The sequence below is a fragment of the Enterococcus sp. AZ011 genome (assembly GCF_050548355.1).
GTDB classification, from domain to species: domain Bacteria; phylum Bacillota; class Bacilli; order Lactobacillales; family Enterococcaceae; genus Enterococcus; species Enterococcus faecalis.
The window spans coordinates 1,300,194-1,312,435 of sequence record NZ_CP172959.1; the positions used below are offsets into that span (position 1 = coordinate 1,300,194).

Consider the following 12,242-nt stretch of genomic DNA (forward strand, 5'->3'; position numbering starts at 1 on the left):
TATAATTTTAAATGTAACAAAATAACAAACGAAAGGAGCGAAATTGAAATGGAAAACAATCAAGCAATGGTTCCTAAGTTTTCAGTTAAAAGTGCCGGTTTTCTTTTTAGTATGGGGCTCTTATGTGGTGTCCTGTTGCCGAGTGTTTTATTATGGACTTTCAGTCTGCCGTTTAATATTGGTGCCATGATTTTTTTGCCTGTTGGGATTGCTTTTGCGTTAGCGTATAGTCATTATTTTATTGAAACGAAAACAGGTTTTTGTAAGCGTTTTATTTGGTTGTTTTTAATTTCTCTTATTTTATTAGAGCTTATCTCTTATTTATGGCTGATTAAAGGAGTTATTTTTTAAGAGAAAAACAGAGGAGAGTGTTATTTATGTTAGATAAACTGACTGTTTGGATTGAAAATCATCTAGCTGGACCAATGGCTAAAATTGCCAATCAGCGCCATTTACGTGCGGTGCGGGATGGGATTATTGCGACATTACCTTTAATTATTGTCGGTTCTTTTTTTCTAATTATTGCGTTTCCGCCGTTACCAGAATCTTGGGGCATTACTCAATTTTTAACAAGTAATGCTGCTACAATCTTATTGCCTTACCGAATGACAATGTACATTATGGCGTTATATGCGACTTTTGGCATTGGCGCTAGTTTAGCGAAATCATATAATCTTGATCAAGTCTCTGGAGGGATTTTGGCTACGATTGCTTTTTTATTAACATTAGTACCTGTAGCGATTCCTGAAGAAGCCAGTAAAGCAGCTGGCGTTTCTGGGTTTGTTTTACCAATGGCTAATTTGGGTGGTGCAGGGATGTTTGTCGGGATTGTGACGTCAATTATTGCTGTCGAAATCTATCGAGTGACAGATAAGTCTAAGTTCAAAATTACAATGCCTGATAACGTTCCACCTGCTGTTGCTCGTTCATTTGAATCATTGACTCCGACTTTAATTGTCATGTTATTGATTGGTTCAATCACTTATTATTTAGGCTTTGATTGGCACACATTTGTAGGGAACTTAGTGGGACCACTAGTTCAAGCAGCGGACTCTTTATTGAGTGTCTTGCTGTTAGTCTTTTTAACCACATTTTTCTGGTTCTTTGGGATTCACGGCGCTTCAATCGTAGGATCGTTGGCGCGTCCTCTATGGCTACAACTATTAGAGGAAAACACGACTGCTAAAGCAGCTGGCGAAGCATTACCTCGGATTGCGGCAGAACCTTTTTACCAATGGTTCATTTGGATTGGTGGTGCCGGAGCCACAATTGGTTTAGCCATATTATTAGCCTTTCGGGCAAAATCAGAATATGGTTCAAAACTAGGAAAAGCTATTTTAGCACCGTCTATTTTTAATATTAATGAGCCAGTTATTTTCGGTGTACCGATTGTCTTAAATCCGATTTTAATGATTCCTTTTATCTTTGCACCAATGGTTTTAGCAACGATTGCTTGGTTTGCCACAAAATTAGGTTTAGTAAGTGAAGTTGTCTTTACCGCTCCTTGGACCTTACCAGGACCAATTGGCGCCTTTATGGCGACAGGCGGCGATTGGCGTGCTGCTGTTTTGAATATTGTTTTAATTCTAGTGGCCATCTTGATTTACTATCCGTTCTTTGTAGCTTATGATAAAAATGAGCTTGCCAAAGAACAAGGCAAACAAATAGAAGAATAAAGAGTGCAGCCGTTTAGTGTCCAGAACAAAAGGTGATGACCTTTTGTTCTGGACCTATTTGTTTATAGGTGATGAAAATTCTCAATTTTTTCGAAATGTATAGAAAATTTTGAGAAAAGAAACGCATAAAAAAGTGTAAAATATTATATATATAATGAAAATGGTTTTCTTTTGTGTGAACATAATAAAGTTATTGTTAACTAAAAGAGAAAAGGGGTATGAAAATGGTTAGAACGAAGGTATATACAAAGGAAAAAATCTTAAACGTAGCTGAAAAAATTTTAGTAGATAAAGGTTTTTCTAATTTAACTGCTAGAAATATTGCAGATGCTATGGGGATTTCTACGCAGCCAATTTATTTAGAATTTGTCAACATGGACGATTTAAAACGAACCTTAATTAAATCGTTATTTCATCGTATGCAATTATTTTATAAAGCAGATGTCGGTGCCTCAGACCCAGTGATTGCATTGGGTCTGAACTTTATATTATTTGCCCAAAAACATCAAAAAATCTATACGGCGTTATTTATGAAAGCACATGGTTATGAAGAAGAATTGCAGCAAATGCTTCAAACTTTTTTTGAAGAGCGTTTATTATTGGATAAAAAATATGTACAAATGGACAAAGGAAAATTTGTCGAATTATTTCCTAAAATGGTGGTAATCTATTTAGGTTTAGCCACAGCGGTTACAATGAAAACAATTGACTTAACTAAGAATCAAGAAATTCAATTATTAAGTCAATTATTGATAGAAGAGTAGTGTTTTGTTATTTATTCAAAATAACAAAAATACGACATAAGTCTGAGGAAAAACTGGTCGTTGCGCCCGAGGAAGGATTGTTTAAAACTTGCTATACTTTGGAAGAAGTAACAGAGAATAATTACTCGGGAGGATTTATGTGATGAAATTTATTAAATTTTTAGTGGTGACAGCAATTGTTATTGGTGGTGGTTTATTTGGGGCCAAGTTTTACGCAGAGAAGAACTCTGGCGAATTAGCTGGTGTGTTAGATCAATTAAATCCATTGGTTAAAGAAGGAAATGTGTATGTTAAAACAAAGAAAGCCGATAGCGTTAATGGCTATGGAATTGCTAGTTATACGCAAGTAGCCGCAGATGAGGAAGGCAAAACGCGAGAAATAACTTTCACAGCGGACCATGAATTAAAAACAGATCATTATCTAAAAGTCTCAAATAAAGGGGCCCACATCAATACGTATGAAGAGGTCAATCAAGACCAAGTACCAGAAAAGGCATTACAAGCGATTCAAAAATAACAAAAAGTCAGAACGTATCTTCAGCGTACGTTCTGACTTTTTGTTATTTTTTTGCTTCTTGAAGAATATTGATTTTTTCAATTTTAACATCAGTTTTTGGTTTATCGTTGGCACCAACTTCGACTTTGGCAATTTTATCGACAATATCCATTCCTTTGGTTACTTGACCGAAAACAGTATGTTTTTTATCAAGAGAAGGATAGCCGCCTTTTTTGTAAGCATCAATGATTGCTTTTGGATAATCATCATATAAAAGACCATCAGATTGATCATCTGTATTTTGGACAATAAAGAACTGACTGCCGTTAGTATTAGGTCCTGCATTCGCCATTGATAACGCGCCACGAATGTTATATAACTGGTTTGAAAATTCATCTTCAAATGGTTTATTCCAGATGCTGTTTCCGCCAGTTCCATCACCGCTAGGATCGCCACCTTGGATCATAAAGTTATTGATGACGCGGTGGAAAGTCAAGCCATCATAATAGCCATCTTTGGCATGTTTCATAAAGTTCTCGACAGTTTTTGGAGCCTGTTTAGGAAATAGTTTGATTTCAATATTTCCCATTGAAGTAACCATTTGGACTAAGTCTTGATCTTCGGCAACTTTGTCATCTAGTTGTGGTAAATCTAGTGAATTTAAGTCGACCGAATCCTTTGTTTTGCTTTCACTGGATTTAGCGACAGAATCACTCGTTGCGGTCGTGCCTTTATTATTGGTTGTGTTACAGCCTGCTAAAAGCAAGGTGAATGCTGCAACTGAAGCAACAGCAAGCATTTTCTTATGTTTCATCTGTTTTCCTCTTCCTTTCACACTGACAATTAGGTTCTTTTTTATCATAACAAAAGAGAAGATAACAAACCAGTGGAATTTTTATAAGATTTCCTATAGGAAAGGTGTAGACCACTTTTGTTTTTTTTGTTACAATGTAAGCAGATACATTATTATGTTTTACAATTTAGGAGGCAATCACATGGGAAAATTAGGTATTTCAATTTATCCAGAACGTTCAACATTTGAAAAGGACAAAGCATATTTGGATTTGGCTCATAAATACGGCTTTAAGCGTGTCTTTACTAGTTTATTGCAAATCAATGATGATCGGGAAAAGGTATTAGCAGAGTTTAAAAAAGTCGTAGATTACGCCAACCAATTAGGTATGGAAGTGATGGTCGATATTAATCCTGCATTGTTCGAACAATTAGGCATCTCTTATGATGATTTATCATTTTTCCATGATATGGGCGCTTACGGTATTCGTTTAGATCTTGGTTTTACTGGGCAAGAAGAGGCGAATATGACAAGAAACCCTTATGGCATTAAAATTGAAATTAATATGAGTTCAGGGACAAGTTATGTAGATAATATTATGGCCTACTCACCAAACACAGAAAATTTACTAGGCTCACATAATTTCTATCCACATCGTTATACAGGCTTAGGCTATGAGCATTTTGTTTATTGTTCAGAAAAATTTAGAAAATATAATTTAAATACGATGGCGTTTGTGAACTCACACGATGCTACATTTGGGCCATGGCCGACACAAGATGGGTTATGTTCTTTGGAAGACCACCGCGATTTAGAAATTGCAACGCAAGTTAAGCATTTAGTTTTAACAGGATTAATCGATGATATTTCTGTCGGAAATGCTTATGCCTCAGAAGCAGAATTAGCAGCAATGGCAGAAGCCTTTCATGCACCGTATCCTTCGATCAAAGTGGATACAGAACCAGAAATCACAGAAGATGAAAGAATTGCATTGTTCGATAACTTACACAGTTATCGTGGAGATCGTTCTGATTACGTTTTGCGTTCAACAATGACACGTGTTTACTATAAAGATCGTCCTTTCCCAGCTCATACAACGAGAGATATTGTTCGAGGCGATGTCTTGATTGACAACGTTGGCTATGGACAATACAAAGGGGAAACACAAATTGCTTTAAAAGAAATGAAAAATGATGGCCGTGTAAATGTGGTTGGTCGTATTTCTGATGACGAACGTTTCTTATTAGAATTTTTGAAACCATGGTCAAGTTTTAAACTTATTGAAAATAAATAATTTTTAGTTTCCTATAAATAGATAAGTGGAGCATAGCGTAAAAGGTAATATTTTTGTGCTATGCTTTTTTGTCGCAACAAAATTGTCCCATTGTAGTGGTAAAGAAAGATGGCTGAATCTTTGAATGGTAGTTGTCAAAAAAAGGGCGACAACTTATAATGAATCATACAGTTTAAATAAAAGGAGTACGTAGATGAATCGATGGTTAAAAATTTTGATTGCGCTTATTGTAGTAATTGCAATTGGTTTAATTGCGGCAGGCTTATATTTTTATAATTATGCAGTAGTTCCAGGAAAGAAAGACTTTATAAATGAGAATACCCCAGGGTCAAAAGTGGTCCAGACACCTGAAGGCGCGTGGTTTAAAGATGACAAAAATCGACAAGAATGGTCAATTACTTCGGAAGATGGGCTACGTCTAAAGGCCATTTATTTACCAGCCGACAAAAAAAGTAATCGTACCGTTATTATGGCGCATGGTTATATGGGTTCGGCAGAAACGATGTCTGTCTTTGCGAAAATGTATCATGATTGGGGCTACAATGTGTTAGCGCCAGATGCGCGTGGTCACGGGAAAAGTCAAGGAGATTATATTGGGTTCGGCTGGCCCGATCGTAAAGATTATGTCCAATGGATTGAGAAAGTTTTAACCGAAAATGGTCAGCAAGAACAAATCACTTTATACGGTGTCAGTATGGGTGCTGCTACAGTCATGATGACGAGTGGGGAAAAATTACCAGATAACGTGAAAGCCATTGTGGAAGATTGTGGCTATTCTACAGTCAATCAGGAGTTGCAATATCAATTGAAAGAGCTTTTCAATTTACCAAGTTTCCCATTAGTTAATGTTACTAGCGGGATTACGAAACTTAGAGCTGGCTATTTCTTTGGGGAAGCAAGCGCTGTTAAGCAATTGCAAAAGAATCATTTACCAATGCTCTTTATTCATGGTGAAAATGATACGTTTGTGCCGTTTAGTATGTTAGACGAAGTTTATAATGCAACCCAAGGACCTAAAGAGAAATATGTCGTGCCTGGAGCAGAGCATGCGAAAGCTTATAATAAAAACCCAGAAAAATATAAGGAAACAGTAGCTGCTTTTCTAGATAAATATATAAAATAACAAATTTATTCTTTACTAATAGTAGCAAAAACAAAAGACTTGTTCTTAAGTTAACGACTTAGTGAACAAGTCTTTTGTTGTCAGTTGATTTTTTTTAATAAGTTGGAATTTACCCATGCAATCTAGGGCATAATCTGATAGGATAGTACTAGAAATGAGGGAAGGATAATGGAAGAACAATTAGTCGATTATTTACACTATTTACAAATAGAGCGGGGCTTATCAAATAACACACGACGGAGTTACGAACGAGATTTAAAAAAATACGTAGCCTTTTTACAAGAACAAGGCCTGCATTCTTGGGACGAAGTTGACCGTTACATGATTACAGAATTTTTGCAATCCCTTCACGAAGAACAGCAAGCTTCAGCAAGTGTGATTCGGATGATTTCTAGTTTGAGAGGATTTCATCAATTTTTACGTCAAGAACGCTTAAGCGAACATAATCCGATGCAACATATTGACTCCCCCAAGAAAGTTCAAAAATTGCCAAGTACATTATCTGTTGACGAAGTGACTCGATTAATTGAAACGCCTGATACAAGTAAACCACTAGGTATGCGGAATCGTGCTATTTTAGAAGTGATGTATGCAACGGGCCTGCGAGTTAGTGAGCTAATTGAAATAAAATTAGGGGATCTGCATTTATCCATTGGTTTATTGCAAACAATCGGAAAAGGGGACAAAGAACGAATTATCCCTTTAGGCGATTATGCGATTCAATGGATTCAGCGCTATATGAACGAAGCCAGACCTCAATTGATTAAAAACCATCCGAATGAAACACACCTGTTCGTTAATCATCATGGCGAACCGTTATCTAGACAGGGCATTTGGAAAAATTTAAAACAGATTGTCCGAGAAGCCCAGATAGAGAAAAATATTACGCCGCATACATTACGGCATAGCTTTGCGACACATTTGTTGGAAAATGGCGCAGACCTTAGAATCGTTCAAGAATTATTAGGACATGCAGATATCTCCACGACACAAATTTATACACATATTACCAAACAACGAATGGCAGATGTTTATAAGGAACATTTTCCTCGGGCTTAATTTGCGAGAATGCCCACAAACGAATAAATTTATGGTAAACTAGGAAGTCGAGAAAAGAAAGTAGGTGTCGTTTTTGCAAGAAATTAATTTAAAACTAGATGTCTTTGAAGGACCACTGGATCTTCTACTACATTTAATTCAAAAATTAGAAATCGATATCTATGACATTCCCATTACAGCAGTAACTGAACAATACATGTCTTATATTCATGCGATGCAAACCTTAGAGTTAGAAGTCGCTGGAGAATATCTAGTCATGGCTGCCACCTTAATGGCTATTAAAAGTCAGATGTTGCTTCCAAAACAAGAGCTTGAGATCATTGATGATGAAAATTTTTTTGAAGAGGAAGACCCACGGGAAGCTTTAGTAGCTCAGTTATTGGAGTATCGGAAATTTAAATATGCAGCGACTGTTTTACATGAAAAAGAAGAAGAACGTAAACTCTATTATACAAAAGAACCAATGGATATGGATGATTATAAAGAGGAAGATACAACACTACCGCCTAATCAAATCAATACAATTGATTTATTTCTAGCCTTTCACGCCATGTTAGAAAAGAAAAAAAATCGCCAGCCTGTTGAAACAACTGTTGCTAGTGACGATGTTTCCATCGAAGAAAAAATCACCGCTATTTCAGAGCGTATGCGTCAAGTACAGAAAGGGAAGGCAGTGTCGTTTGATTCTTTCTTCGATTCTTATTCCAAACAAGAAATTGTGACAACGTTCATGGCTCTTTTAGAATTAATGAAAACAGGCGTGATTTATGCTGAACAAGAAAATAATTATAGTGAAATTTTGTTATTTAATACAGAAACCCAGCAGGAAGATACAACAGAGGTGGAGGAAACACAGTGACATTAGTTAGTCAAATTGAAGCAATTTTATTTGTGGTTGGCGAAGAAGGAATTGGCTTGGAAGAGCTGGCGTACTTATTAGAGAAGTCAACAGCAAAAACCTATGAAGAATTAACGAAATTGAAAGAACATTATGCTTCTGACAATAAATCGGCGTTAAATATTTTAGAAGTCGGCAATCATTTTGTCTTAACAACGAAGAAAAAATATGCCTCATTACTAAAAAAATATGCGCAATCGCCTATGTCGAACGCCTTATCACAAGCGGCGCTAGAAACATTATCCATTATTGCTTATAAGCAACCAATTTCGCGTATTGAAATTGATGAAATTCGTGGCGTACAGACTTCTGGCTCTATCCAAAAGTTAGTTGCCCGTCAGTTGATAGAAGAAAAAGGCCGCGTCGATGGTCCTGGTAGAGCGATTTTGTATGGCACAACGAAGTATTTTATGGATTACTTTGGGTTGAAAAGTTTAGATGAATTACCAGATATCCAACAAATGGAAGATGAATTAGAAGAAGAACTACCAATGGATCTATTTTTTGATCGTTATCAAGAAACGAACCCAATGTCTGAAACAACAGAAGGCGAGGAAGCTTAAAAAATGGAAAGATTACAAAAAGCAATTGCTCATGCTGGGGTGACTTCGCGTCGCAAAGCAGAGGAATTAATTGTCAAAGGCCGCGTAAAAGTCAATGGCCAAGTGGTCAAAGAATTAGGAACGCAAGTAAGTAAACAAGATACTGTTGAGGTTGATGGTGTACCAATTTATCAAGAAGAATATGGTTATTATTTATTCTATAAACCAAGAGGGGTTATTTCTGCGGTGTCTGACGATAAAGGCCGTAAAGTAGTAACGGATTATTTTACAGATGTTACTGAGCGAATTTATCCAGTCGGTCGTCTGGATTATGATACTTCTGGGTTGTTACTTTTAACGAATGATGGAAGTTTTTCACAAAAATTAACCCATCCTAAACATGAAGTAGATAAAGTCTACGTAGCAAAAATTAAAGGTGTACCTACTAAACGGGATCTATTGCCATTAGCCAAAGGCATTCGCATTGATGGCAAACGCACAGCACCAGCCAATTTTCAAATTCTTTCAGCGGATATTAAAACAGGTAGCAGTGTCGTGGAATTAACGATTCATGAAGGACGTAATCATCAAGTGAAGAAAATGTTTCAAGCTGTTGGTTTCCCTGTTCAAAAATTAAAACGTGAACGTTATGGTGAGTTGACCTTACAAGGTTTGCGACCAGGACAATATCGTGATTTAACTAAAAAAGAAATCAGTCAATTATTAAATCAAGCTAAATAAGATAAAATGACTCGATCTCTTCGCGCTTATGGCGAAGGGATTGTTTTTTTTGAGAAATGAAACAATCAATGAAATTTAATAAAAAAGCTTAGTTAGTTGCATTCATTGTTCAAATCGGTTACACTAAGTAAGTAAAAAAATATAATACAAGGTTCGTCTTCAGGGGCAGGGTGTAATTCCCGACCGGTGGTTATAGTCCACGACTCGTTTTTAACGATTGAATTGGTGTAATTCCAATACCGACAGTATAGTCTGGATAAAGAAGATAGGGCTTATTTGAGACGCTTTTTCATCAGATAATCCTACTCTATTTTTCCCTGCAGAAAAATAGGGTTTTTTTGTATGACAAAGAAGCGAATCAAAAAGTTCGTTGAAGATGGGTCCTTAATTGGAGGATTTCAGATGAACAACAAGGTACAAAAAATGGTCAGCATTGCAATGTTGGCTGCAATCGGTACAGTATTACAATTTGTGGCATTTCCGATTATGCCGGCGTTTAGTTTTTTGAAAATCGATTTTAGTGATATTCCGATTCTACTCGGAATGTTCTTGTACGGACCGTTAGCAGGAGTAATTACTGCTTTTGTTCGTTCGTTGCTACACCTGTTCTTAACCGGACTAGCACCGCAAAATATGGTGGGAGATTTCGCTAGCTTTTTAGCAAGTAGTATCTTCACCTTGCCAATTTTTTATTTCTTTGGTAAAAAGAAAAATATCCGTACAAATCGGATAGTGGGCCTAGTAAGTGGGATCTTAGCCTTGACGATTTTCATGAGTATTGCGAATTATTTTGTCATTACACCAGTTTACTTACAATTATATGGTGTGACCACACAACAATTTTTAGGAACATCTTTAGCAAGCTATGTGGCGATTGGTATTGTGCCATTCAACCTTATTAAAGGCCTCTTAGTCAGTGGTGTTTTTCTAGTACTACATGCGAAGTTATTGCCATGGCTATCAAAAAAACAACATACTATTCAGAAAAAAACACCGTTAACAAAATAAATGATAAAAAACCTGCTGTTGAACAATGTTTGACAGTGGGTTTTTAAAATTTACGCCTAAAAGAAAAGAGGTTGTCATAATCTGTCATCATTCTGTTAAAAAATACTAAACCATCTGCATTGTAATTTTAACTTTCCCTTGGTATGATAGAAATCATCAAAGAAAGAGGAGTTTTCCTGAGTGAAAAAGTGTAAAAATTGTCGTCACGTGAATCGTGATACGGAGTCCTTTTGTGAAGAATGCGGCGCTCCGCTAATGAATGAATCAATGCATCAAGAGGAAAACCAAGCACAACCATCAATGAATAAAGGGAACGAATCTACTCCTCTCAGATCAAAAAGAAGCTGGATCTGGGCGTTTCTTTTTGTGTTCATCGTTCTTGGAGCGGGTAGCTATTTTCTCGGGACGCATTATTTTTCTAAGGAACAACAAATTTCTTATTTTATTGAAGCGATTGAGAATGGTGATGCCCAAGAATTAAGTAAAAAAATGAGGACGAACGAGTCTGAATTTCAAGTGAATCCGCAAAGCATTAAGCCTTTAATCACTTATTATCAAAAAAATCCAACTGAGCTAAAAAAATTAGAAAAAGCGCTATTAAAGGATAAAAAGTTACATGGTTTAACTATTCGTGAAACAAGTCAAACAGCATTTTTCTTTCACCGTTATCAATTCATTTTAACGCCTGTTTCTGTTCAGTTAACGACGAATCAGCGCGGTGTGACGCTGGCAATGAACGGGCGGGAAGTGGGCACTTCCGACTCAACCACTTATCAAAAGGAATTGGGCCCCTTAGCGCCAGGACAATATACTTTTACAGCCACAGTGAAAGATAGCACCGGCGAACCTGTTATCACAGAAGAGTACCGTTTATTAGAAGAGGAAAATTATATTTCTAGTATTCCTTTAGATTTTAAACGAATGAATTTTGTTGTGGAAAGCAATCTGCCAGACGCAGATATTTATATTAATGATCGGAAAGTTGGTATGCTAACGAATGGAAGCAAAACGATTGGCCCTTTGTTCTGGTCCAAAGGGATGACGATTCAACTTAAAAAGACGATTAATGGAGAAGAAATTCAAACATCAAAAGAAACGATTGGTGAAAATGATTTTGTCGAAGCGCTCTCCGATAATCCAACGCTACAATTGAATTTTCCGTTAGCTAGCGACTATGATGCCCGCAAAGCGCTAGAAACCTTTTATCAAGCATTTGCCAAACAAGTGAAAAGTCATACGGATAGTACAGAATTTGCTAAAAAATATCTCGTTGGTGGGGAAAATAATCCTCAATTTCCTTCTTTTATAGAAGCACTTGAACGATTACGTGAAAAGAAATCGACCGATGGTTCACCAGATTTTGAAGTGACCATTAATACGCTACAATTGGATGGTAAAGAAAATTACCATGTCAATTATTATTTAGAAGCCAAAAATTCTAAAGCAAAAGAAAATGGTCTTCGTTATGAATGGATCAATGGCCTAAATGATCAAATTCATTTAGTCAAAGAACCGTTAAAAGAAGGACAATTACAGTTTGTTTCGATAGATGAACAAACACTTGCTTGGCTCGAAAAGATACTCTAAGCAAAAATGAGTGCTAAATTATTTAGCACTCATTTTTGCTTATTTCTATTGCACGCGTGGGACATTTGCGGTACGCTTTTAACACATTCTCGCGTTCGTTTTCTGGAATAAATTGTTGTCGAGCATGCGGCTCGTCTTTAAAAAGGACAATCCCATGATCATCATAATCAAATATATTAGGCGCATAAACTTGACAAAGTCCACAAGCAATACATTTTTCAGGAACTAAACGTGATTGCATAAACAGTGACACATCCTATC

The 12,242-nt window shown here is 36.5% G+C and carries 14 protein-coding genes and 1 riboswitch; of the genes, 12 read left to right on the forward strand and 2 right to left on the reverse strand.

What is annotated here, in order from left to right; all coding sequences use genetic code 11:
• Nucleotides 1-48 precede the first annotated feature (48 nt).
• From IGL36_RS06290 to IGL36_RS06305, 4 genes are all read left to right on the forward strand, one after another.
• Entirely contained in the window at nucleotides 49-351 is a 303-nt protein-coding gene (locus IGL36_RS06290) for a hypothetical protein (protein WP_002363933.1), read from the forward strand.
• A gap of 26 nt (nucleotides 352-377) precedes the next feature.
• Nucleotides 378-1,676: a PTS sugar transporter subunit IIC gene (locus IGL36_RS06295; protein ID WP_002363934.1), complete on the forward strand. Its 1,299-nt coding sequence runs from the start codon at nucleotides 378-380 to the stop codon at nucleotides 1,674-1,676.
• Between the two features lie 218 nt (nucleotides 1,677-1,894).
• Nucleotides 1,895-2,440: a TetR/AcrR family transcriptional regulator gene (locus IGL36_RS06300; RefSeq protein WP_002365644.1), complete on the forward strand. Its 546-nt coding sequence runs from the start codon at nucleotides 1,895-1,897 to the stop codon at nucleotides 2,438-2,440.
• Nucleotides 2,441-2,582: 142 nt separating this feature from the next.
• The gene (locus tag IGL36_RS06305) at nucleotides 2,583-2,957 is read left to right on the forward strand and encodes a YxeA family protein (protein ID WP_002357632.1); all 375 of its coding nucleotides are present in this window, start codon (nucleotides 2,583-2,585) and stop codon (nucleotides 2,955-2,957) included.
• 43 nt (nucleotides 2,958-3,000) lie between these two features.
• Here IGL36_RS06305 and IGL36_RS06310 read toward each other — a convergent pair whose 3' ends face one another.
• On the reverse strand, nucleotides 3,001-3,750 hold the full coding sequence (locus tag IGL36_RS06310) for a peptidylprolyl isomerase (protein ID WP_002374887.1): 750 nt from the start codon (nucleotides 3,748-3,750) through the stop codon (nucleotides 3,001-3,003).
• 181 nt (nucleotides 3,751-3,931) lie between these two features.
• Between IGL36_RS06310 and IGL36_RS06315 the strand changes: the two genes are divergently transcribed.
• The 8 genes from IGL36_RS06315 (at nucleotide 3,932) to IGL36_RS06350 (ending at nucleotide 11,981) form a co-directional block, all read left to right on the forward strand.
• Nucleotides 3,932-5,023 carry a DUF871 domain-containing protein gene (locus tag IGL36_RS06315; protein WP_002360357.1) on the forward strand — a complete coding sequence of 364 codons (1,092 nt, stop codon included), beginning with the start codon at nucleotides 3,932-3,934 and terminating at the stop codon, nucleotides 5,021-5,023.
• 193 nt (nucleotides 5,024-5,216) lie between these two features.
• On the forward strand, nucleotides 5,217-6,146 hold the full coding sequence (locus IGL36_RS06320; protein ID WP_002357629.1) for an alpha/beta hydrolase: 930 nt from the start codon (nucleotides 5,217-5,219) through the stop codon (nucleotides 6,144-6,146).
• 168 nt (nucleotides 6,147-6,314) lie between these two features.
• Nucleotides 6,315-7,205: a site-specific tyrosine recombinase XerD gene (xerD, locus tag IGL36_RS06325; RefSeq protein ID WP_002398286.1), complete on the forward strand. Its 891-nt coding sequence runs from the start codon at nucleotides 6,315-6,317 to the stop codon at nucleotides 7,203-7,205.
• A gap of 64 nt (nucleotides 7,206-7,269) precedes the next feature.
• Complete coding sequence (locus tag IGL36_RS06330) at nucleotides 7,270-8,064, forward strand: segregation/condensation protein A (protein WP_002381915.1); 795 nt, start codon at nucleotides 7,270-7,272, stop codon at nucleotides 8,062-8,064.
• Nucleotides 8,061-8,666: an SMC-Scp complex subunit ScpB gene (gene scpB / locus IGL36_RS06335; RefSeq protein WP_002357625.1), complete on the forward strand. Its 606-nt coding sequence runs from the start codon at nucleotides 8,061-8,063 to the stop codon at nucleotides 8,664-8,666. The genes IGL36_RS06330 and scpB overlap by 4 nt, the downstream gene beginning before the upstream one ends.
• Before the next feature lie 3 nt (nucleotides 8,667-8,669).
• A complete protein-coding gene (locus IGL36_RS06340; RefSeq protein WP_002357624.1) occupies nucleotides 8,670-9,386 on the forward strand; it encodes a pseudouridine synthase in 717 nt (238 codons plus the stop codon).
• Nucleotides 9,387-9,537: 151 nt separating this feature from the next.
• Nucleotides 9,538-9,657: riboswitch (FMN riboswitch) on the forward strand.
• Between the two features lie 71 nt (nucleotides 9,658-9,728).
• Nucleotides 9,729-10,394 carry an ECF transporter S component gene (locus IGL36_RS06345; protein WP_002384530.1) on the forward strand — a complete coding sequence of 222 codons (666 nt, stop codon included), beginning with the start codon at nucleotides 9,729-9,731 and terminating at the stop codon, nucleotides 10,392-10,394.
• A gap of 255 nt (nucleotides 10,395-10,649) precedes the next feature.
• Entirely contained in the window at nucleotides 10,650-11,981 is a 1,332-nt protein-coding gene (locus tag IGL36_RS06350; protein ID WP_430609065.1) for a zinc ribbon domain-containing protein, read from the forward strand.
• Nucleotides 11,982-12,003: 22 nt separating this feature from the next.
• Here IGL36_RS06350 and IGL36_RS06355 read toward each other — a convergent pair whose 3' ends face one another.
• Nucleotides 12,004-12,222 carry a ferredoxin gene (locus tag IGL36_RS06355; protein WP_002357617.1) on the reverse strand — a complete coding sequence of 73 codons (219 nt, stop codon included), beginning with the start codon at nucleotides 12,220-12,222 and terminating at the stop codon, nucleotides 12,004-12,006.
• Nucleotides 12,223-12,242 lie beyond the last annotated feature (20 nt).